Below are 21,315 nucleotides of genomic sequence, written 5' to 3' on the forward strand. Positions count from 1 at the left end.
GTCGGTTTGCCGGGGGAGGGCTGACAGGCTGATCACAGATTCATGATAAGGCGCATAGCGGGGAAAGAAACAGCTCTCAAGGAGAAGTTTCATAATTTGTGAAAACTGTTGCGGTCCTGGATGCGGTTTTTCATTCCGTTCTGACGCCGGGACAGCTATCTGATAGGCATGGCCCCGTCAGGCGGGGAACAGGCCAGAAAGCCACGAAGGAGAGAGACGGACATGAAACTTTCAGCAGGGCCGGTCATGGCTCCGGGTTTCTGGGTCAGGCTGTTCCGCACGGTCTGGCCGAAGAGCGACAATGAAGTATTCGTGCTGGATGGCAAATGGGTGATCCTGTTTCATGTCGTCATTGTTGCCATCCTTATCGGCGTCCATCTGATCCTGATGAACCTCAAGGATTTCTGACAGGACGCAAGGCTTTCCGGGTCATGACGGTTCCAGCCAGCAGGTAGAGGCCGACACCGCCCAGACTGATCCAGAATGGCAGGGGAATGTCGCTGTACCAGGCGAGGAGCAGCCCGCCCCATGAGAGCAGAAGCGCCCCCAGAACGGAGCAGACCATGCCCCGGAAGGGAGGGAGCTCCAGCTTCAGGGCAGCGGCAGCGGGGCCGACCATCAGGCTGAAACAGAGCAGTGCTCCGGCGATTTCCGCACAGGCCGCCGCAGCGAGGGCGGCAAGCAGGAGGAAGAGCTGGCCCAGCCGGGTTGGCGAGAGGCCCTGTGCCTCTGCCAGGCTGGGGCAAAGGCTGCTGAAAAGCAGGGGGCGCCAGAGGATGGCCACTCCTCCAAGACAGACAGAGACCAGCCCTGCCAGCATGCCAAGGGTTGGGCCATCCAGCCCCAGAACATCGCCAAAAAGCAGGGTCGTTGTCTGGGAAGACGCTTCATTCGCTTCATGAAGACACCAGACACCAATCCCCAGGCTGGCGGCCAGAATGAGGCCGGTCATCGTGTCCCGCTGGGTGGGATGCTGTCTGCCCCGCTGTTCCTGCCCCATGAAGAGACCGCCCACCATGCTGGCGGCCATCATGCCTGCCAGTGGGGGGAGATGCAGCCACACGGCCGCTGCTGCTCCACTGAAGCCGATATGCGGCAGGGCATGGGCTGCAAAAGCCTGTCGCCGCAGCAGCATGAGCCAGCCCAGCGTGCCAGCCAGCATCGAAACGAGAAAACAGCCCAGAAAGGCATGCTGCATGAAGGGGAAAGAAAAGGGATTGGTCTCAGACATGCAGCGCTCCCTTTGACAGAGTGATCTCTCTCATGGGCAGGTCAAGGCCAGTGGTCTGTAGCGGCCCATGAACCGTGATGAACAGACTGACCTTTTTCTGCTGGTGAAGCTGGCTGAAAAGCTGGAGCAGCGCTTCATGGCTGGCACGATCCAGGGCGGCAAAGGGTTCGTCAAGAATGAGCAGCCTCGGGGAGCCGGCAAGGGCCTGTGCAAGGGCAACACGCTGTCTTTCGCCGCCAGAAAGCGCTCCGAGCGGGCGTGAGGCCAGAGGCAGGGCCCCGACTTCAGCCAGAAGGGCCCTGGCTTTCCTGCGGGTTTTGCGAGGGGCAGGAAAGCCCCAGTGCGTGCCATCCAGACAGGCCATGACATGGCTGATGACTGGCAGCATGGGCGCCGTGTCGTCAGCCTTCTGCGGCATGTACCCACAATGGCGGCGGGCTCTGGCGGGTGGGTGGCCATTGATGAGAAGCTTCCCCCCCTGTAGGGGAAGCAGCCCCATGAGGGCTCGGAGAAAACAGGTTTTTCCGGCTCCATTCTGTCCACGCAGGATGGTCAGGCCCTCCAGGGGAACATCAAGAGTGGCATGATGCAGGACAGGATGGCCCCCTGCCTGGAGGCTGACATCCCGGCAGGTAAGGCGGGCTTCCTTCATGGATGGGGGGGTAGCGGGGTGTTGCGGGGCGCTGTCTGGTACAGGGCCTGTTCGAGCGATGTGAGGATGCCGTTCAGCCAGTCCTGCCAGTGCTGCCCGGTGGGCAGGCTTTCCCCGATGGCAAGGACTGGAATGCCGGACTGACGGGCCATGTCCTCCATTCTGCTCGCCTGTGGGGCGCTGATGGCCGGATTGCTGACCAGAAAGCGGATGGTCTTCTCGTGCAGGGCTGTTTCCAGCATGGCGGTGTCACGGGGGGACAGACCGGATTCGTTCATCAGGGCACGGGCCCAGCTCTGGTCTGTCATGACCAGCCCAGCCGCCAGCAGGAGACGTTCCCCGGCTGGTTCGGTCATGGCGAAGGGGGCGCCATGGTCTCTCTGCTGGATGGCCTGCTGGCGGGTGGCGATCTGGTCGATCTGCTGTTCGAACAGGGCGAGGCGCCTGTCGATGTCCTGCTGGGCCTGGGGGCGAAGCCCGGCAAGCCAGACGGCGATCTGTCGGGCCGTATTCCGGACCGTGGGGAGATCAAAAAAGAGATGCGGGTCTTCTCCGGTCTGCCAGCCCCCCTGACTGGCAGCAAGGAAGAGCTTCACAGAGGCGGGAAGCAGCTTCATGGCCCAGTCATCATAGGTGGCTCCATTGAGCAGCACGGCATCACTGGCTGCCAGCTGGCGGGCCATGAGGGGTGAAGGCTGGAGATGGTGCGGGTCCAGCCCCTCGCTGGTGATGAGCGAGCGTGTCCGTAGCGCTGGGCCACCAATCTGCTGGGCGATATCGCACCAGACGGGTTCCACGCAGCTCAGCAGGGGGGCTGGTCGGTCCGGTCCCGTTTCCGTGCTGGCCCGGGAAGGAAGGGGCAGCAGGCCTGTCAGCAATGTCAGAAAAAGCGGCAGGCAGGGGAGAAAACGCACCGTGAACATGGAAGCCTTTCAGGGCCATCAGCAGACGTGGATGTTATATAATAACATTTCGTTTGTCTGAAAAGGCACGGTCCTCCCCTCCCCTTCTCTCATTTGTGCCCGAACAGATGGCGGAGATCGTCACTGAGATGCTGGAAGGCATCCTCGTTGCTGCGCCGCCGCCTGTTCCCTTTCTCGGAAATGGCTGTAACGGTGACGGTCATGCCGGCAGCGAGGTTGAGGTCCGGCGGGATGGAATCCAGGCTGATGCGGACGGGAATACGCTGGGCCAGCCGCACCCATGTATAAACAGGGTCCACGGTGGGCAGGCCGAGGGCATTGGTCAGGGCGTTCCTGCTTGCAATGCCACGGGTGATGCTGTGGACATGCCCATAAAGCGGGGTGTGATAGCCCATCAGATCCATGCGGACAGGGTCTCCCACGCTGAGGTCATGGACCTTCACTTCCTCGAAATACCCATCCACCCAGAATGAATTCGTGTCGATGACATGAATGTTCACCTGCCCGGCGGAGGCATAGTCCCCCGGCCTCATGGTCAGGTTTGTGATGATGCCGTCTATGGAGCTGCGGACGGTCGTGCGGTCCAGATTGATCTGGGCCTGTCTGCGCTGGGCAAGGGCTGTGCTGTAGATGGCCCGGGCCTGCTGTGCCAGAGCTTCATACTGCGTCTTTTCTTCCTGCGAGACGGCCGCTCCCGGGATGGCATGCCGCCACCGGGCCTGATTCAGGCGGAACTCGAGGTCCGCCTTGGCCTTGTTCACATCGGCATCGGCTTTTTCGAGGGCGACCTGATAGTCGAACGGGTCGATGACATACAGCACGTCTCCAGCATGGACCTGCTGGTTGTCATGGACAGGAACGGTGATGATCTGCCCGGAGACACGGGGAGCAATATTGGCCACCTGTACACGCACTTGCCCGTTACGGGTCCACGGGGCGGCGGTGTAATAGTCCCAGAGGACAACAGCCACGAACCCGGCCACGCAGAGGATGGAAGCCGTGACAGCAAAACGGATGAGGCGGTAGGCACGGGTAAACACTGGCAGCCTTATAGCAGGATGGTGAACAGGCCGAGCAGGCAGATCATGATGGCAAACTGTGCCAGAGGCGGGTTGGCGAAGAAACGCCAGAGCCTCATCCACTGGAGCATGAGGCGGAGCAGGAAGGTCCCCAGCAGGGCCAGGGCCAGGTCGATGATGAAGGAGGACACGAACAGCCCATCCAGATTGATGACAAGGTGGCGTGTTACCATCGCCTGCGCCCTATTCCGTAATGGCGGAGCGCGGATCCGTTCTGCTGGAGGAGGAAGCGGACTTCCTCCAGCCCTGCAGCACATAGAACCGCTGCAACATGGGCAGGCCCGCTGGAGGCTGGCGCCCGGGAGAGCATCTTCTCTGCCATGAGGGGCAGATGGTCTGCCAGTGAAAAGAGCTTCATGCGGGTCAGGCTCCTCTGCATGGTGTCCGCCAGTGGTGCCAGTTCCGTGTACTGGCGGGCCGTCTTGAGGTCCAGCTCCAGCCGGGCCAGGGCTGTGGTGAGGTCTGCCAGACTGATGAAACGCTGGCAGACCCTCCAGGCTGCCTTGCCTTTCTTCTCCTGGCTGATGGTCTGGCTCAGCATGTAGAGCTGGTGGAGCCGGTCATATTTGCGGCTCAGCAGGGCTGGTGTGAAGGATGGTGACCGGGCGGCAAACTGGCGTTCCAGCTCCCTGGCGATGGAGAGAGTGATGCGGAAGCGGGTCCGCCGTGGCCGTGGCGGCAGGAACAGGATGAGGAAGAAGGCGGTGATGCCAGCCGCACAGAGATAGAAGGTGTTGCGGTCCACAAAGGCAAGAAGGTTGTAGTCATGGTGATTGTTCAGCCCCAGAAAGACGAAGAAAAAGGCGCCGTAATGTGAGCCTGCGGCCGCCGTTGCGGGATTGATGATGAGCAGGCAGCTGAACATGACCTGGAAGAGCATGACAATGGCCATGCCCATCATGGTGTTGACATGCGGCAGGATGAAGAACGAGGTCAGCCCCGCCGTCAGGATGCCCAGCGGTGTTCCGATCAGGATACCCCGGCCGAAAGCGGCACTGTTGGGCTGGGTGATGCCCAGGCAGAGCAGCATGGCGCATTGAGAGAGTGCCGTGGCGGCATTGGGCAGGCCGCTGCCGATGAAGAGGGCCGCTGCCGCACTGAAACAGAGCAGCACCCTGATGGCATTGATGAGAGCTGCGATCCTGTCCGGGTGGAAGGCGAACCGGCTCATGGTTTTTACCTGGCCCAGTGGGGCTGCCTTCAGCAGCGTGTTGAGACCTTTGCGGCTGATGTGACGGCTGGCAATCAGGCTGGCCGTGCGCTCCATGCGCCAGGCATCGGCCAGGGTCAGCCGGGGGGCCTCTGGCGGCAGGCGGCCGAGCAGGTCTGCCAGGATGGTTTCTCTGTCCGTGCCAGAAGGGGCGTGTATGTCGAAGCGTGTCAGGGCCAGCACGGCGGGGGCGATGGTGGCCTGGCGCATGAGAGCCAGCAGGCTGCGGCAGCAGGACAGGGCCGTCACCATGCCAATGAGACAGACCTGTGCCCCTTTTGCGCGCAGCCGACCTCGGGTCAGTTCCGTGCGTGTATCATGCACCTGGTGGGTCAGGGCAAAGACCGTGCTGGAAAGCGCTATGGTTTCCAGCGGGGAAAGGGTTGGCACGGTGTCATCAAGGGCGAGACGGGTTTCATGGCGTACTTCGGCTGCCGTTTTCTGCAGACTGCGCACGAGTCTTTGCCAGACATGCGGTGTACCGGAAAGCAGGGCGACCGTGGCAATGGCGGCAACGCCGATCATCACGGTGGAGACACGGGCCACCGTGACATCAAAGGCATTCTGGGGGGCATCAATGTGGGAAATGGCGATCAGGGCCACGACATAGCCTGAAAGGACGGCCCCATAGGCCCGGAATCCTCGGCGCAACGTGCCAGCATAGGCGCATATGGCCATCCAGACAGCACAACCACCCAGCAGAAGCTGGCGTTCCTGCCCGAACATGGAGACAAGGCAGAGGGCCACGACACCACCAACCAGAGTGCCGACCACCCGGTAGAAGGCTTTGCTCAGGGCCTGCCCCCGCAGGGGTTGTGCCAGCAGCATGACGGTCACGGCAGCACTGGCGGGAGAATCAATCTGCGCCCAGAAGGCAACCAGCAGGGCCAGCACGAGCGCTGCCCAGATGCGCAGGGTGAAGCCCCACCAGCCTGGTGGAAAGATGCTGCCTGCGGCCACCCGGAGACGGGACATCATGGCAAGGGGTGCCTGCATCAGGAAAAACGCACGACCGGGCATGAAACAGCAGAGCAGCCAAGGCCGGGACAGGCACTGTCATCAGGCAGGTAAGCCGGCTGATGCTTCACATGGAACAATTTGTAAGAGGATATCTGGTGGAGCCAATCGGGATCGAACCGACGACCTCTTGAATGCCATTCAAGCGCTCTCCCAACTGAGCTATGGCCCCACTTTTGCAGTGTGTCGATGACGCACCGTGTGGGGAGCATATATCCCCACATGGGAGGAAAAGGCAAGGGGGAAGATGCAATTTTTTCCATAAATTATTGCACGGGCTTCCTGCTGCCTGTCAGCCAGGCAGGATACCATGCTGTCGCAGGGCAGCCAGCAGCGGGATGAGCGGCAGCCCGGCAATGGCATCACTGCTCCCGGTTACAGTGTCAAAAAGCTGGATGCCCAGCCCTTCGATCCGGTAGCACCCTACGCAGGAGAGCAGAACGTTCCCTTCCTGCTGGAGATAATCGTCCAGAAACACCTCCGAAAAGGAGCGCATGGTCAGGGTCGGGCTGCTGATGTGGGACCAGAGGGGCTGACCGTCCCTCCAGAGGGTCACGGCGGCATGGAGGGCATGGGTCCGGCCCCGCAGGGCCAGAAGATGGGTGCGGGCCTCGGTCAGGTCAGCCGGTTTGGCGAAGGCCCGGCCTTCCAGCTCCAGAATCTGGTCTGCAGCGATGATGAACCGTCCGGGGTGCTGGCCGGAGGCTGCTTCTGCCTTGGCCTGGGCCAGGGCAAGGGCCGTGTCCCGCAGGGAGAGACCTTGCGCTTCGGCCTGCCGACGCAGGGCGTCTTCATCCACATCAACCGGGCTGGCCGTGACAGGGACTCCGGCGGCATGAAGAAGCTGAAGCCGGATGGCAGAACCGCTGGCAAGAACAGGCATGGGGACCCTCCGTGTAAATGATCGGGCAGCCGCTATCATATCATGCCACCGCATGACAGAGCTTCATTCCATAGTTGACGCCTTCCGCCCCAGCGGGGCAAGGATAGCCGTATGGGTGCCATCATGGCTATGGCCGTGGGAGGGGGTATCTTCCCTTCCCTTTTTTCGGGATGTTGGACAAGGCGCAGGCATGACACAGCAGGACAGAGCAGTTCCTTCAGGGATGGACAAACAGGGCAAGCCGCTTCTGCGGGCCTTGCGGGGCGAGGCCGTCTGGCCGCCGCCTGTCTGGCTGATGCGACAGGCAGGGCGTTACCTGCCGGAGTTCCGGGCCATGCGGGAGCAGGCGGACTTCATCACACGCTGCATGACGCCCGATATCGCTGTGGAGCTGACCCTGCAACCCATCCGTCGCTATGGCATGGATGGAGCGATCCTGTTTTCGGACATCCTCATCCTCCCCTGGGCCATGGGGCAGGACCTGCGCTTTGAGGAAGGGCGTGGCCCGGTGATGACGCCCATCCGCAGCGAGTCTGACCTTGCCCGGCTGGATGAAGGCCGGATGATGGAAGCGGTGGCCCCCGTGCGGGAGGCCCTGCGCCGCCTGCGTGTGGAACTGCCGGAGGAGACGACCCTGCTCGGCTTTGCGGGCAGCCCCTTTACGGTGGCCTGCTACATGGTCGAAGGAGGCAGCTCCCGTGATTTCGCCCATATCCGGGCGATGATGCAGAAGAATCCGGCCCTGTTCGACAGGCTGATGGAGAGTCTGACCCGCAATACGGCAGAGATGCTGTGCGGCCAGATCGAGGCCGGAGCGGAAGCAGTCATGCTGTTCGATTCCTGGGGGGGTATCCTGCCGCCGGAGGCTTTCCGCCGTCATGTGATCGAGCCGACACGGCAGATCGTCGCCCATATCCGTGCCCGCCATCCTGACGTGCCGCTGATCGGCTTCCCCCGTCTGGGCGGTGTCATGGTGGCGGAATATGCCGGGAAGACCGGCATCAATGCCCTGGCCCTCGATACGGTGGCGGACATGGCCAAGGTGGCTGAAATGGTGCCCGAGACAGTGACCCTCCAGGGCAATCTCGACCCGATGATCCTGCTGAATGGTGGCGAGGCCCTGAAGGCAGAAGCCCGCCGCATCCGGGACAGCCTCAGGGGGCGGCCACATGTGTTCAATCTGGGACATGGTGTCATCAAGACCACGCCGCCGGAGCATGTGGCCACGCTGGTTGAGACGATCAGGGACATCCAGTCATGAAAAACGCATTACGGCCAGGGCTGAAGCTGGTCATTTTTGATTGTGATGGCGTGCTGATTGACAGTGAAGGGCCATCCTGCCGGGCGACGGCGGGGTTTGCCCGCTCGCTGGGCCTGAACATTTCCGATGAGGAAGGGCTGGCCCGCTTTGCGGGCAAGGCCCTGCCGCAGGTAGTGAAGGAGCTGGAGGCGGAGCTGGGCCATCCCCTGCCCCCGGGCACCCACACGAAAATGCGGGACAATCTTGTCAGGCTCATGAAGGAAGGTACGGAACCCGTGGCTGGGGCCGTTCCCCTGCTGGAGGCTCTGGCGGCACGGCATGTTCCTGTCCGTGTCGGCTCCAACTCATCCATGGCGGAGATGGAGGCAAAATTCGGTTTTACCGGGATGGATCGCCTCCTGCCGGAGGCCCGCATCCATTCGGCTGCCGATATGGGGCATCCCAAACCGGACCCGGCCGTCTATCTGCATGGGGCCGAGGTGGAAGGTGTCCGGCCGGAGGAAACGGTGGTGATCGAGGACAGTGACACGGGGGCGGAAGCAGCCCGCCGGGCCGGCATGTCCTGCATCCTGCTGCGTCCGGCATCCCATCCCCTGCCGGGCTTCTGGCCCGTGGAGGGATTCGTGCGGGTGGAGCATCTCGATGAGGTCATGCCCCTTCTTGAGGCGGCTCTGGCCCGGAAATGACATGACAGCCGGAGAGGCTGCCTGATGTGCGGGAAGACCGCCCCATGATGGAGGCGGGAAGAACGGAAGGTAACGGGATTATGGCACTGTTTCTGCTGAAGCATCTGAACTGGTTTGTCTCACTGCACATCATGGCTTTCGTGTCATGGATGGCAGGACTGTTCTATCTGCCCCGGCTGTTCGTCTATCATACGCAGATAAAAGCAGGCTCTGAGGAAAGTACCCGTTTCAGCCTGATGGAGCGTCGCCTTCAGAAGCAGATCATGGCACCGGCCATGATTGTGACCTTTTTTACCGGTGCTCTGATGGCCTCTCTCCCGGGGGTGGTGAGCTGGTCCTCCGGTTGGTGGTGGGTCAAGGTTTTCTGCCTGTTGGGCATGTTCATGTTCCACGGGGCCTGCTCTGTCTGGCGCCGTGATTTTGCTGCCGGGCGTAACCGGCATGGTGAGCGTTTCTATCGCATTGCCAATGAGATTCCGACCATCCTGATGGTCCTCATCGTCATCATGATCGTGGTGCGCCCATAAAGGGAGGGGGATTCCCCTCCCTCAGGCTTCAGTGGGAATGAGGGCAGAAGCCGTATCTGTTCTCTTCCGGCTGGCTCTTCAGGCAGAAGACAGTGCAAAGCGGCAGGAGACCCACGATGGTCACGGGCAGGAAACGTCTCCTGCCCGATCAGTGCTGATGCGCCCGTTTCTTTCTGGCCTCACGCCGTTTCTCATCGGCAAGGGCTTTCCTGATGAGGGCATGTTCGTGGTGGCGGAGAAAAAGGAACGACCCGCCCAGCACTGCCAGCATGACAACGGCAAGCCCGATGCCGAGAGGCCCCGTAAAGCTGTCGATCTGGCTGCCCAGTTCGTAGGGGACGAGAACATAGCATGTTCCCCAGAGCAGCCCGCCAAGGGCATTGTAAATTGAGAAGGGCAGCCAGGGCATCCGGGAGGCCCCGGCGAGGAGGGCGATGAGAATGCGCAGGAAAGCGATGAAACGGCCCAGCAGCACGCCCGCTCCGCCAAACCGGCGGAAGAGATAGCGGCCAAGGGTGAGGCGGTCCTTGTGCAGGCCGATTTTGCGCCCGTGTTTTTCCAGCAGATGATAACCGAGCTGATGGCCGATGAGGTATCCGACATTGTCCCCGATGATGGCCCCGCTGACAGCGGCGATGATCAGCCCCTCCGGTGTGAAGTGGTGCGTGTGGGAGGCATAGAGGGAGGCGAAGATGAGCAGGCTCTCGGCTGGCAGGGGAATCCCCGTGCTTTCCAGCAGAATGATAAACCCTAGTGTCAGATAGGCATAAAGCGGGGGGAGATGCTCAAGAAAGGCGGAGAGATGCTGTATCAGGGGATGGGCTTCCTCTAGAAAGGGGGCACTGCGCCGCACCAAGTCCAGTCAGAAGAAACCCGGTCCAGCAACGGCCTGCCAGTGCTTTCTCCTGTCAGAATACTGGGGTAGGCAGAAATAAGGCAAGAACGTTTTTTGCAGGAGAGACATCATGACAGCAGCCCCTTCCCTGCCCTGGGTCACGCCGGAGCTGATGACACGCCGGACACGCAGCCTGTCGGAGATTAGGGCCGTGGCGGGATGGGTGCTCTGGCTGGAGCGGCGGCCGGATGAACAGGGCCGCAGTGTCGTGGTTGGGCGTGCGCCGGATGGCACCCTGCACGATCTCACCCCACCAGAGGCCCAGGTGGGTACGGACATGCATGTCTATGGTGGTGGGGCCTGGGCTGCGGAACGTCATGGGTCGGACATGGTCGTGCTGTTCAGCGACAGCAGGCAGGGTGGCCTCTGGCGGAGCCGCAACGGTCAGGCTGCCCAACCGCTCTGCCCGGCTGCCGGTGATGATGGCGTGACATGCCGTTATGCGGACCTGTCCCTTCAGGACGGACGGCTCGTCTGCGTGCGGGAAGTGGAAACGCCCTCCGGGGAGGAAAAGGCCGACCTTGTGGAGGTTGATGCACAGGGGCGGCTCCACTCCCTCCAGAGTGGGGCGGATTTTTACATGTCGCCCCGGCTTTCACCTGATGGGCGGTTTCTGGCCTTCATCGCATGGCAGAATCCGCATATGCCGTGGACGGAAACGGGCCTGTATGTGACGGACCTGTCCGGTGCGGGCGGGACGGTCTGCCTGACTGGTGGAACGGGGCAGGACTGTAGCGTCATGGGGCCGTTCTGGGATGGGCGGCGGCTTCATGCGCTGTCCGATGCCGCTCCGGCTGGTGCCTTGCCTGAGTCTGACCGGCACTGGACGCCGGTTGCTTTCGAGCCGGAAGACATCACCGGGGGCGGCACGGCATGGCGGGCCTGTCCCCTGCCCCCGGCTCCGGCCGAGGTGGGGCTGCCTGCCTGGGTGTTCGGGCAGTCCTGCTGTGCGGCCCTGCCGGGGGGGCGGCTGCTGGCCCGTGGTGTGCGGCAGGGCGTGCCGGTAACCCTGCTGCATGAACCGGCTTCAGGCTGGCGGGACGTGCTGGCAGGGGCCGTGCCGGATGATGTTCCCGTGCCGCTGGAGGGAGGCTCACGCTTTGCATGGCTGAACAGCCCGCCGGATGGTCCCCCTGCCCTGATGCTCGGCACGCTGGACGGAGGTGCGGAAGACCGGGAGGTCATCCGCAGGGCCTGGGAGATGCCGCCTCATGTGGTTGCGGCGGACATCGCCCTGCCGGAGACGCTGTCCTTTCCCGTGGAGAACGGGCCGGGGCCGCTCCATGCCCAGTTCTACCCTCCCGCCCGGGGGCCGCACTGTGAAAAGGTGGCGGGAAAGCCCCCTCTTGTGGTGATCGTTCATGGAGGGCCGACCGGGCAGGCCCGGACGGACCTGTCCTTCAAGGTCCAGTGGTGGACATCCCGGGGCTTTGCGGTGCTGGATGTCAATTATCGTGGGTCCACCGGTTTTGGCCGGGCCTATCGGGCGGCACTGGATGGCCAGTGGGGCGTGCTGGACGTGCAGGACTGCTGCCGGGCCGTTCAGGGGGTGATCGAGCAGGGGCTGGTGGACCCGCAACGCTGTGTCATCCGGGGCAGCAGTGCCGGGGGGCTGACGGTCCTTTCCGCTCTGGCCCGGTCCGACCTGTTCGTGGCGGGCACATCGCTTTATGGCGTGACGGACCTTCGGGCTCTGGCCGAGGAGACTCACCGTTTCGAGGCCCGGTATCTGGATGGTCTCGTGGCGCCGTGGCCGGAGGAGGAGGCCGTGTATCTGGCCCGGTCTCCCCTGTCATGGCCGGAGAAGATCACGGCTCCCGTCCTGTTCCTTCATGGGGATGCAGACCGTGTCGTGCCGCTGTCTCAGGGGCAGGCTTTGCAGAAGCAGCTTCCGGCCTCGTCGCTGCATGTCTATCCGGGTGAAGGGCACGGCTTCCGGGATGCCGGGGTGATTGCGGATTCCCTTGCCCGGGAGCTGGCTTTCTACCGGGACGTGTTCGCTGGCAGGAGAGGCTAGCGCATTTTCCCCTTCCGCTGGGGCAGCGTCTGGCCGAGGCGGTGGATGACGGTGAGGGCAGCGACAAGGGCCAGTGAGCCGATAAGCGTGACGCCCAGGGCCTGACCGATCATCACCCCTTTGGGCCCGTAATGGATGCCGATGGCTATGAAGGGAATGGTCCCCACTGTGGCCCTGCTCCAGTTGAAAGCTGTGGAGTAGAGGGGGTGCCCCAGATTGTTGAAAGCCGTGTTGGAGACGAAGAGCAGCCCGACAAACATGTAGCTGGCCACGGCCCAGTGGCAGAAGAGCCGTACCAGCTCCACCCCCGTGCCCTGGACATGGAATATCTGGAGGATCAGCGGCTCGCCAAGGGCAAAGACCAGCCAGTCCAGCCCGACACAGAGGGCCGTGAGCTTGAGGGCGCAGAGAAAGGTCTCTTTCACCCGGTCCGGCTGCCGTGCTCCCAGATTCTGGGCCATGATGGGGCCGACGGAGCCTGTCAGGGCAAAGACGAAGGCAAAGGCGACCGGCACCATGCGGTCCACCACGGCCTGCCCGGAGACGGCCTCCAGCCCGAAACGGGACATGGCGTGCGTGACGATGAGATTTCCGATAGGGGTGGCCATGTTGGTGCCGATGGCGGGCAGGGCAATGGCCCCTATGGCCCGGCTGGCATTGGGGATCGTCCTCAGGCGGGGCCGCTCCAGCATGTCATGCCCCCGGAGATTGAGGAACCCGCTGAGAGAGATGACACAGCGGGACAGGACCGTGCTGATGGCCGCCCCTTCCAGCCCCAGATGCAGGCCAAAGATCAGGATGGGGTCCACGATGACCGTGCAGGCGGCCCCTGTCAGGGTGACCCGCATGGCACTTCTGGCATCCCCCACGGCCCGCAGCAGGGAGGAGAGAGCCATGCCGAGGCAGACCAGCGGCAGGGCGGGGGAGGTGATGTAGAGAAAATGCGTGGCGTGTTCCAGCGCTGCACCATGGGCGCCGAGCAGGGCCAGCAGGGGGCGGGCCAGAAAGGCCGTGATCAATCCCAGCGTGCTGGTGACAGCGAGCATGAGCACCAGAAAGGCGGAAGCCTGCCGTCTGGCCCGGAAATGGCGGCAGGCCCCGATAAGCCGGCCGGTGCTGGCTCCCAGCCCGATGGACATGCCCAGAGAGACGGCCACCTGCACGAACCCCAGAGAGGTGGCGAAGGCGATGGCCGCTGTCAGCGTCGGGTCATGCAGGTGTGAGATGTAGAAGAAATTGAGCAGGTCCACGAAAAAGACGGCCATCAGCCCGATGGCGCCTGTCCCGGCCATGGTGACGACATGGCGCATGATGCTGCCATGTACGAATCTGGCCCGTCTGGCTCTCTGCCGGGCGCAGGGGGACTCCTTGCCCCCGGCAGGAGTGACGGGGGAAGAAACCGGGGTGAGGGTAGGATCAGGCTTCGGCTGCATGGCTCTTCATTCTGCCCTGTTTGCCGGGGCAGGGCCAGTGCAGAATGAAAGGAAAGCAGCGTGTCTGCCATGTCTGGGGGAGGAGACTTACTCCATTCCGATGAGTTTCCATTTCACCTGATGGTAATGGGCGCGCGGGTCATACAGGGAGACGTGCAGGTTGAGCTCTTTGGCTGTCAGATGGCCTGTCGCAGCGGCCAGATGGTAGGAATCCTCAATCAGGTTGGCTGCATTCTGGACGAGGGTTTTCTGCTGGTCGAAGAGCAGTTCCTGCTGCTGGAGAACTTCAAAGGTGGTCCGTACGCCCAGCAGTTCCTGCTGCTGGATGGCATGGAGGGCCTCCACACCGGTGGCGACGGCTTTCTGGTTGCGGGCGAGCTGGTCGCTGTCGGCTGTCAGTTTCTGCCAGGCGCTCATGGCATTCTCGCGGGCCTCACGCCGCTGTTCGGCCAGATTGTGGAGAGCTGCATCAACGGCCTGCTTGGCGGCACGGATGCGGGCATATTCCGCACCGCCCTGATAGAGCGGAAGAGAGGCCTGAAGCATCACGGCTGTGGCGTCTTCCGAGAATTTGCCGTTCCCCTGGTTCACCTGCCTCTGGTAGGAGGCCTGGGCGGATATCTGGGGCAGCAGGTCGGCGATGGCCAGCCGGACATCATGTTTTGCTGATTCCAGCTGGTACTGGGCCTGCATGACCTGGGGAAGGTCATTGATGGCCAGCTGGTTTATTTGCGCCTCCGAAACGAAAGGGGACGGAAGCCGCTCCGCTGGAGACAGTTTCTCTGGCGGAATGATACCTATGACACGCTGGAACGTTGCCTCTGCCACGCGGACCTGTCCCTCGGCCTGACGGGTGGAGGCCTGTGCTGCCTCAAACTGTGATTCCGCCTGGAGGGCATCGGTGCGGGTGGCCTGGTTCAGGGCAAGCTGTCGTGTAGTCAGCTGGACCTGCCCTTCCAGCGTGTGTTCATTTTCCCGTGTCAGGGTCAGCAGGGCCCGGGCCTGTGTGACGGCAACATAGGCGGAAACAACATTGACGAAGAGCTGCTGCTCGATGTCCACAAGGTGTGCCCGTTCCCCGAGGATGGAGCTGCGGGCCTTGTGCATGGAAGCCCATGTCTTGCCTCCGCGGAAGATGGGCTCGGTGATGGTCACGCCCGCTGCATAGCCGGGGGCCCTGAATTTCTGATTGTACCGGAAGCTCCCGCCATACGGGAAGGTGACGTAGTTGGACTCGTTGTAGTTGGCGGTCGCACTTCCGCTCACGGTGGGCCGCCATCCGGACAGGGCCTCCGGCATGGATTCATCAGTCTGCCGCAATATGGCCTGCTCACGGAGTATCTGCGGGTTGGAGCGATAGGCAATGGCCATGGCTTCCGGCAGGGAGAGATGCGTGACGGGCGCAGGAGCAGGGTCCGGGTCTGCCGCCATGGCAGGAAGCGGCGAAAAGAGCCCGATGGACGCTATCAGACGAAAGGCGTGTCTTTTCTCTGGCAAGCAAAAGAAAAGATACATAAGTCATTAACCCTAAATTAATAAAGCATTAGCCATTTAACGACTTGCTTGTTTTGTGGACCACTATAGTATTATTCCTGAAAATTATTAATATTTCCTTATCGTTTTGTTTAACTGTACTGTGTGGTGTATGGCGGAAGACTCAGCAAGCCCGCTTTTCAGGGGGGAGGCCCTGAAATGGCGGCAGGAGGCGTGGATCGGCTCCGTCCAGTTGATCGAGCCTCTCTCGGGTAAAATTGCAGCGCTCTGTACGGTGGCGCTCGTTATCTGTGTGGGGATTTACGTTTTTTTCGGGTCTTATACGCGGCGCATCCATGCCAATGGTGTCATGCTGCCACCAGAGGGGCTGGTCGTTGCGGAGGCAGATCAGGGTGGTGTCGTTGCGGCCATCCACATTCATGAGGGCGATCATGTTGCGGCGGGGGAACGGCTCTTCAGCGTGGATGTTTCCAGCTGGTCGGAGGATGGGGCCACCGGGCAGCAGCTTGTCGAAGGGCTGCGCCGACAGAAGGACCTGCTGGAACATCGCCAGAATCTGCTCGCTGCTGATGCGCCCGTGGAGCTCTCCTCCCTGAAGGATGAGCTGGAGTCCCTGCGTCAGCAGTATGGCATGTTGCAGGAGCAGTCAGGACGGGACAAGAAGTCCCTGCCGTTGATCGAGCGGGCCATGAATGAGATGCGGACAGCCATGGACCGCCACCTCGTGACGGAAACGCAGTTTCAGAGTCAGCTGTTCAGCTATGTGCAGTTCATGGACACGCAGTCCCAGACATTGCGGACGCTGGTTGAGATGAACGGGCATATGGCGGATCTTCAGTACCGGATCAACCGGCACCAGTACAAGGTGGCCGAGGACATGAATGATCTCGCTGTCCGCCTTTCGGACGTGCAGAGGCAGCTCATCCAGGCGCATGGGCAGAGCATGGGGGTCATCAATGCCCGTGTGAGCGGTACGGTTGATGGTATCCGCACGGTTGTAGGCCAGCGTGTCAATCCGGGGCAGTCCCTGCTGAGCATCCTGCCCGACAGGGCGACCCTGCAGGCAGAACTTTACGTGAACAGCCAGGCCATAGGGTTTGTTCGGCCCGGGCAGCATGTTCTGCTGAAATATGCTGCCTATCCGTACCAGCGTTTTGGTCTTTATGAGGGCGAAGTGGTGGAGGTTACCAAGGCGCCTCTGCCGGAGCGGAGCAACTACGCTGCCCGGACAGGGCAGCAGGGTGGCAGTGCTTCTGCGCCCCAGCCGGGGGCGGATGTGTACCGTATCCGTGTCCGTCCGAACCAGGAATTCGTCATTGCTTATGGCAAGCATGAAAAACTGAAGCCCGGCATGGCCGTGGATGCCGAAATCGCCATCGACCAGCGCAAACTCTACCAGTGGCTGCTCGACCCGGTCGTATCCATGGTGGATACGGTCCGCTCCATATCGGGTGGTGGTGCACCGGCACGGTCCCTGGCCGATAGTGCCGCCCAGCCGGATACGCCCTCACCTGCTCCATCCAGACAGAATGACACGAAGGGGACGCCGTGAATCTCCATACTATCCATACTGGTTTCCGGCGTAAGGTTCCCGTCATCCTTCAGACAGAAATTGCAGAGTGCGGACTGGCCTGTCTGGCCATGGTGCTGTGCCATTATGGGCGGCTGGTTGACCTTGTTTCCATCAGGCGGGAGACGTCTGTCTCCGGTACGGGGCTCAACCTGCGGGCCCTGATGACAATTGCCGGACGTTACGGGCTGCACTGCCGGCCTGTCCGGCTGGAGCTGGACGACCTTGGCAAGCTGGCCCGTCCTTGCATCCTGCACTGGGACTTCAATCATTTCGTTGTCATGACGAAGGTGACGGATACCGGTATCGTCATCAATGACCCGGCCCGTGGTGAACGGAAGATATCCCTTGAGGAAGTGTCCCGCCACTTTACGGGTGTGGCGCTGGAGCTGACGCCTGAGACGAAGTTCGAGAAGAAGGATGACCGCCGCCTGTTGAAGGTGGGGGACATGTTCCGCCACATCGTGGGGCTGAAGACGGTCCTCTGGACCCTTGGAGGGCTGTCCCTGGGGCTGGAAGTCCTGGCCCTGATCAACCCCATGCTGGGGCAGGTCGTCATTGATGAAGTGCTGACAACGGGGGACAAGTCCCTTCTCTGGACCATCGCTGCCGGGATGCTCATTCTCGTCATCGTGCAGGGTGTGATCTCTACCTTCCGCACATGGCTGGTGATGATTTTCTCCACCCGCATTTCCCTGCAGTGGAATGTCAGCCTGTTCACCCACCTGCTCAGCCTTCCGCAGGACTTTTTTGCCAAGCGTGGGGCCGGTGACATCATGTCCCGCTTTGGCAGTCTCGGGGCCATCCAGCATACCTTCACGACGGATCTGGTGCAGAGCATTCTGGATGGCATCATGGCTATCGGTATGCTGGTGATGATCATCATGTACGGCAAATGGCTGGCAGCGCTGGTGACCATCACCGTGCTGGTGGATCTGGTCGTGCGGTTCATCCAGTATGGTCCGTACAAGGAAATGACCGAGGAATCGCTGGTTCATTCGGCTGCACAGCAGGGGCATTTCATCGAAACCCTGCGGGGTATCCGCAGCATCAAGCTGATGGGGTTGCAGCGGCGCCGGACGGTTGTCTGGACCAACCGGATGATTGACAACATCAATGCCGGGCTGCGTATCCAGCGGTATGATCTCATTTTTGCCCGTGCACAGGAATTCCTGGTCGCTCTGGACAAGGTGGCAACCCTTGTGCTGGGGGCCAGGATGGTGATGTCCGGTGCCATGTCCATCGGTATGCTCATGGCCTTCATGAGCTATCGTGACCAGTTCTGTGGCCGGGTGGGCAATCTGATCAGCGTCGTGTTCAAGATCAAGAACCTCAAGGTCCAGTGTGACCGTCTGTCCGACATTGCTCTGGCCGAGGCTGAAGGGAACGAAGCAGACAGTCCGCTGGGCGAAACGGCGGGTGTTTCCGATGATGACGGCATGGAGAATCCGGACATTCCCATGCTGGAATGTCGCAATCTTGGCTACCGGTATGGCAAGGAAGATGCGTGGGTTTTCCGCAACCTGAATCTCAAGGTCCATCCCGGAGAGAGCCTGGCGATCATCGGTCCGTCCGGCTGTGGCAAATCCACCCTCCTGGGGCTGCTGATGGGGCTCATCCAGCCGGAAGAGGGCCAGATATTCTGGAAAGGCATGGAGCTGAAGGCCGCCAACAGGGACGCTTACCGCGCCCGGATTGCCGGTGTTCTTCAGGATGACATTCTTTTCTCTGGCAGCATTGCGGAAAATATTTCCGGCTTTGACGATGAGATGGATATGGAATGGGTGGCCGACTGTGCAAGGAATGCACAGATATATGAGGACATCCAGCGAATGCCGATGACCTTTGAAACCATTGTGGGCGAGATGGGCAGCACGCTTTCTGGTGGGCAGAGGCAGCGCCTGATTCTGGCCCGGGCGCTGTATCAGGCCCCTCGCATCCTTTTCCTTGATGAAGCGACCAGCAACCTTGATCCTGCTTCCGAGCAGGCTGTGGAGGCGGTTCTGAATGAACTGCCCATCACGAGGGTGATCGTGACGCATCGCCCTGGCACGGCAGAGAGGGCAGACAGGATTTTTGCCATGGGGTTGCCGCAGGAGATCGTGGACACTCTGGCGAAAGAAACGTCGGCCATCGTGACCGGTCTGCCAAGCCCCAGCCCGGACTGATGCTGGTTCCGGGGGAAGCAGGAGGGGGGGGATGGATGATTGGACATGATCACATGTCGGCAGGCGCTTTTTATTATTGCGGATAAAGTTATTTGTGTTTTTGGTCTTTGGTGAGGGGGGGTGCGATCAATTGCAAAATATGGCCGCGTTCTTTTAGGAATCTGCGTCCGGAGTGTCTGCAGATCATCAGAACGATCTAATAAGAACCTTGAATATGGAGAGAGGAGTGTGAGTTACTTTTGCAGACATAATGTGGTGGGCGTCATAAAAAACACCCGCCAAGCCCGGGAGGCTTGACGGGTGTTCCTCAGACTTCAAGGATACATTGATGAAGACTTGGTATCAGATCCGGATGGCTGCTGCATTCGGACCCTGGCCAATTGTACCATTGGCCGTGCCCTGGATAAGCTGGTTGATCCATGTCTGGCCATTGCTGAAGCCATAGATCGCACCAAGGATACCACCGTTGATAGCCCCCATGAGCGTCGGAACGACCAGACCAACAGCCTGACCGATAGATCCAATGCCCAGAACGCCACCGCCGTCACCACCATGGATACCGCCGATGATCATACCGCTGTTTGCGCCAATGGCAGCCCCGGCAATAGCACCGATGATGGAGTCACCGAGACCGGAAGATGTACCGCGACCAGCTGCCTGATTGGCAGCCTGATTGTTGCCAAAACCAAGAAGGTTACCCAGGAAGCCGCCACCGGAAACGGAATCCAGTTCCGCAACGCTCAATTCACGCATTGTGTACCTCAAAAAGAAAGAATGTGGTTCATATGATATGAACCGGGAGTATTCTTGTACTATTTTTTTGAAAAAAACGTGAATAAAGAAGAAAAATAGTATGAAAAGCGGTAAAATTGTATAAAAAAAAATTATTACAGTGTTAGACCATAATTATAACATAATTTAATTGCTTTTAAGTATCACTCGCATCTGCTGTTGGGTGCGGGTTATTTCGATAAGGTTCTGGATGATGCGTGAACTTTCTTTTAACGAGCTTGGCGCGGTATCTGGTGGTGGTCTTTTCGGCTACCGCGACGGGACAGCTTCTTCAGGAAGCAGCAATAGCAGCACTGGTCTTTTTCCTGTGCGCGCTTCGCTTGGTTTTGCGGACAGCCTCGTTGGCGGCGTCGTGGATGGTATCGTCGGCGCAGCCGTTGGTGGTCTCACGGGTGGTGCCAATGGTGGTGCCAACGGTACGGGCGGTGTCATCGGTGTCGGCGTGATCGCCGAGGCTGTCGGCGTGATCCTGGGACTGACGGTTGGTGGCCTGACGGGCGCAATGCTGGGTCTGTCCGGTGGTTATGTCGGGACGCAGGGCTACCGCGACGGTGCGGTGCAGGCCTTCCTGACAGGCAGCCTGTTGCCCAAGGGCGGCGGACTTTTCTGATCCGCCATGACATGACCGCCTGTCCAGGGCGGTGACATGGATATTGAAGAACCACCGGGGGGCCATGGACCCCGGTGGTTTTTTCTTCAGGCCGTCCCGAAACCGGCCTTCTGGATGAGGAGCGCACAGTCTTCCCTGGAGAGGGCGGGGCCAGTGAAAATGATGTGTGCCTGTGGCGGGTCGAGCGTGACGGTGGCCGTCTCGATGGCTGGAGAGGCTTCAAGGGCACGGGTCAGAGAGCGGACACAGCCATCACATTTCAGGCCGGTGAGAGGGAGGACGAGGGTTTCGCTCATAAAAAATCCCGTTTCATGATAAGGGATGGCAGGGGACTGTCTTCCCACAGGGGAGGAACCTTCCTGATCTGGTGTCCGTTCCGGAGCGAGAAAAGGCATTTCATGTCTGTTGGGCGGTTTTTTTGCATGATGACGGGAGTGGTGCTGTACCTGATGATGCAGCTGCCGTCTTTTGTCATGCCCATGCCCATGCCCATGGTGGACGGCATGATGATGTCCGCGCCTGCGCATCAGCTTCTGCCTGCCCGTGACATCGCTTCTCCTGATGCCGTGATGGTTCCGCCGGGGGGGGGCATGGTGATGGAGGCGGCTGTTTCTTCCCGGCCGGATGCGGAAGAGGATATCGCTCCCTGCTGCCAGAGTCACCATGCTGTCTGTGAAGCCGGCCTGTTGCCGGAGGGGCAGAGGCTGGAACCGGCCGGTCTCTGGCAGAGGGCGGTCCTGTTTCACGATGTCAGGCTGCTGCTGCGTTCTGCTGTCGTGCTTCCCTGGCGCCCTCCAGCAATCCTGCCTGTCTGACCTGTCTCTGTGCTGCCTGTTTCCGGGCGGCATTTCTGTGTCACGTTTTTCA

21 protein-coding genes and 1 tRNA gene are annotated in these 21,315 nt (G+C 60.9%); 9 read left to right on the forward strand and 13 right to left on the reverse strand.

Annotated elements, in window-relative coordinates; genetic code table 11:
- The first annotated feature begins 222 nt into the window (after positions 1-222).
- Positions 223-408, forward strand: coding sequence for a hypothetical protein (locus tag CPA54_RS07010; protein WP_043559129.1), 186 nt, complete (start codon positions 223-225; stop codon positions 406-408).
- Here the strand turns inward: CPA54_RS07010 and CPA54_RS07015 are convergent.
- From CPA54_RS07015 to CPA54_RS07050, 8 genes are all read right to left on the reverse strand, one after another.
- The gene (locus tag CPA54_RS07015) at positions 395-1,231 is read right to left on the reverse strand and encodes a metal ABC transporter permease (RefSeq protein ID WP_249085933.1); all 837 of its coding nucleotides are present in this window, start codon (positions 1,229-1,231) and stop codon (positions 395-397) included. The two genes, CPA54_RS07010 and CPA54_RS07015, sit on opposite strands and share 14 nt — an antisense overlap.
- Positions 1,224-1,883: a metal ABC transporter ATP-binding protein gene (locus CPA54_RS07020; protein ID WP_249085935.1), complete on the reverse strand. Its 660-nt coding sequence runs from the start codon at positions 1,881-1,883 to the stop codon at positions 1,224-1,226. Before CPA54_RS07020 ends, CPA54_RS07015 begins: the two co-directional genes overlap by 8 nt.
- Entirely contained in the window at positions 1,880-2,806 is a 927-nt protein-coding gene (locus CPA54_RS07025; protein ID WP_052348978.1) for a metal ABC transporter solute-binding protein, Zn/Mn family, read from the reverse strand. Before CPA54_RS07025 ends, CPA54_RS07020 begins: the two co-directional genes overlap by 4 nt.
- An 89-nt stretch (positions 2,807-2,895) precedes the next feature.
- Positions 2,896-3,846, reverse strand: a complete 951-nt coding sequence (locus CPA54_RS07030) for an HlyD family secretion protein (RefSeq protein WP_043559122.1) — start codon at positions 3,844-3,846, stop codon at positions 2,896-2,898.
- 8 nt (positions 3,847-3,854) lie between these two features.
- Positions 3,855-4,058 carry a DUF1656 domain-containing protein gene (locus CPA54_RS07035; protein WP_043559119.1) on the reverse strand — a complete coding sequence of 68 codons (204 nt, stop codon included), beginning with the start codon at positions 4,056-4,058 and terminating at the stop codon, positions 3,855-3,857.
- On the reverse strand, positions 4,052-6,073 hold the full coding sequence (locus CPA54_RS07040; RefSeq protein WP_249085936.1) for an FUSC family protein: 2,022 nt from the start codon (positions 6,071-6,073) through the stop codon (positions 4,052-4,054). Before CPA54_RS07040 ends, CPA54_RS07035 begins: the two co-directional genes overlap by 7 nt.
- 135 nt (positions 6,074-6,208) lie before the next feature.
- Positions 6,209-6,284 (reverse strand) — tRNA-Ala (locus CPA54_RS07045).
- 120 nt (positions 6,285-6,404) lie between these two features.
- Complete coding sequence (locus CPA54_RS07050) at positions 6,405-6,995, reverse strand: nucleoside triphosphate pyrophosphatase (RefSeq protein WP_081562434.1); 591 nt, start codon at positions 6,993-6,995, stop codon at positions 6,405-6,407.
- Between the two features lie 223 nt (positions 6,996-7,218).
- On the opposite strand from CPA54_RS07050, the gene hemE reads away from it, so the two are divergent.
- From hemE to hemJ, 3 genes are all read left to right on the forward strand, one after another.
- A complete protein-coding gene (gene hemE / locus CPA54_RS07055) occupies positions 7,219-8,256 on the forward strand; it encodes a uroporphyrinogen decarboxylase (protein WP_043559114.1) in 1,038 nt (345 codons plus the stop codon).
- Positions 8,253-8,942, forward strand: coding sequence for an HAD family phosphatase (locus CPA54_RS07060; protein WP_081562433.1), 690 nt, complete (start codon positions 8,253-8,255; stop codon positions 8,940-8,942). Before hemE ends, CPA54_RS07060 begins: the two co-directional genes overlap by 4 nt.
- An 80-nt stretch (positions 8,943-9,022) precedes the next feature.
- The gene (hemJ, locus tag CPA54_RS07065; protein WP_043559109.1) at positions 9,023-9,469 is read left to right on the forward strand and encodes a protoporphyrinogen oxidase HemJ; all 447 of its coding nucleotides are present in this window, start codon (positions 9,023-9,025) and stop codon (positions 9,467-9,469) included.
- 148 nt (positions 9,470-9,617) lie between these two features.
- On the opposite strand, the gene CPA54_RS07070 is transcribed toward hemJ, so the two are convergent.
- Positions 9,618-10,322 (reverse strand): DedA family protein, encoded by a 705-nt coding sequence (locus tag CPA54_RS07070; RefSeq protein ID WP_227449746.1) that lies wholly within the window; start codon positions 10,320-10,322, stop codon positions 9,618-9,620.
- 112 nt (positions 10,323-10,434) lie between these two features.
- On the opposite strand from CPA54_RS07070, the gene CPA54_RS07075 reads away from it, so the two are divergent.
- Positions 10,435-12,381, forward strand: coding sequence for a prolyl oligopeptidase family serine peptidase (locus CPA54_RS07075; RefSeq protein WP_249085938.1), 1,947 nt, complete (start codon positions 10,435-10,437; stop codon positions 12,379-12,381).
- Here the strand turns inward: CPA54_RS07075 and CPA54_RS07080 are convergent.
- Both CPA54_RS07080 and CPA54_RS07085 read right to left on the reverse strand, forming a co-directional pair.
- Entirely contained in the window at positions 12,378-13,814 is a 1,437-nt protein-coding gene (locus CPA54_RS07080; protein ID WP_081847677.1) for an MATE family efflux transporter, read from the reverse strand. The genes CPA54_RS07075 and CPA54_RS07080 overlap by 4 nt on opposite strands.
- An 87-nt stretch (positions 13,815-13,901) precedes the next feature.
- Positions 13,902-15,245, reverse strand: a complete 1,344-nt coding sequence (locus tag CPA54_RS07085; RefSeq protein WP_043559475.1) for a TolC family outer membrane protein — start codon at positions 15,243-15,245, stop codon at positions 13,902-13,904.
- Positions 15,246-15,459: 214 nt separating this feature from the next.
- Between CPA54_RS07085 and CPA54_RS07090 the strand changes: the two genes are divergently transcribed.
- Complete coding sequence (locus tag CPA54_RS07090) at positions 15,460-16,860, forward strand: HlyD family efflux transporter periplasmic adaptor subunit (protein WP_081562429.1); 1,401 nt, start codon at positions 15,460-15,462, stop codon at positions 16,858-16,860.
- Positions 16,857-19,046 carry a peptidase domain-containing ABC transporter gene (locus CPA54_RS09215; RefSeq protein WP_249085940.1) on the forward strand — a complete coding sequence of 730 codons (2,190 nt, stop codon included), beginning with the start codon at positions 16,857-16,859 and terminating at the stop codon, positions 19,044-19,046. Before CPA54_RS07090 ends, CPA54_RS09215 begins: the two co-directional genes overlap by 4 nt.
- A 342-nt stretch (positions 19,047-19,388) precedes the next feature.
- Here the strand turns inward: CPA54_RS09215 and CPA54_RS07100 are convergent, their stop codons facing one another.
- Positions 19,389-19,799 (reverse strand): hypothetical protein, encoded by a 411-nt coding sequence (locus tag CPA54_RS07100; protein WP_249085942.1) that lies wholly within the window; start codon positions 19,797-19,799, stop codon positions 19,389-19,391.
- A gap of 346 nt (positions 19,800-20,145) precedes the next feature.
- Here CPA54_RS07100 and CPA54_RS07105 point away from each other — a divergent pair, with 346 nt between their 5' ends.
- A complete protein-coding gene (locus CPA54_RS07105) occupies positions 20,146-20,448 on the forward strand; it encodes a hypothetical protein (RefSeq protein WP_152332652.1) in 303 nt (100 codons plus the stop codon).
- Positions 20,449-20,534: 86 nt separating this feature from the next.
- On the opposite strand, the gene CPA54_RS07110 is transcribed toward CPA54_RS07105, so the two are convergent.
- Positions 20,535-20,744 (reverse strand): heavy-metal-associated domain-containing protein, encoded by a 210-nt coding sequence (locus CPA54_RS07110; RefSeq protein WP_249085944.1) that lies wholly within the window; start codon positions 20,742-20,744, stop codon positions 20,535-20,537.
- 126 nt (positions 20,745-20,870) lie between these two features.
- On the opposite strand from CPA54_RS07110, the gene CPA54_RS07115 reads away from it, so the two are divergent.
- Complete coding sequence (locus CPA54_RS07115; protein WP_249085946.1) at positions 20,871-21,263, forward strand: hypothetical protein; 393 nt, start codon at positions 20,871-20,873, stop codon at positions 21,261-21,263.
- The last annotated feature ends 52 nt before the right edge of the window (positions 21,264-21,315 follow it).

It is taken from the genome of Parasaccharibacter sp. TMW2.1890 (assembly GCF_023337645.1).
In the GTDB taxonomy this organism is placed as follows: Bacteria; Pseudomonadota; Alphaproteobacteria; order Acetobacterales; family Acetobacteraceae; genus Bombella; species Bombella apis.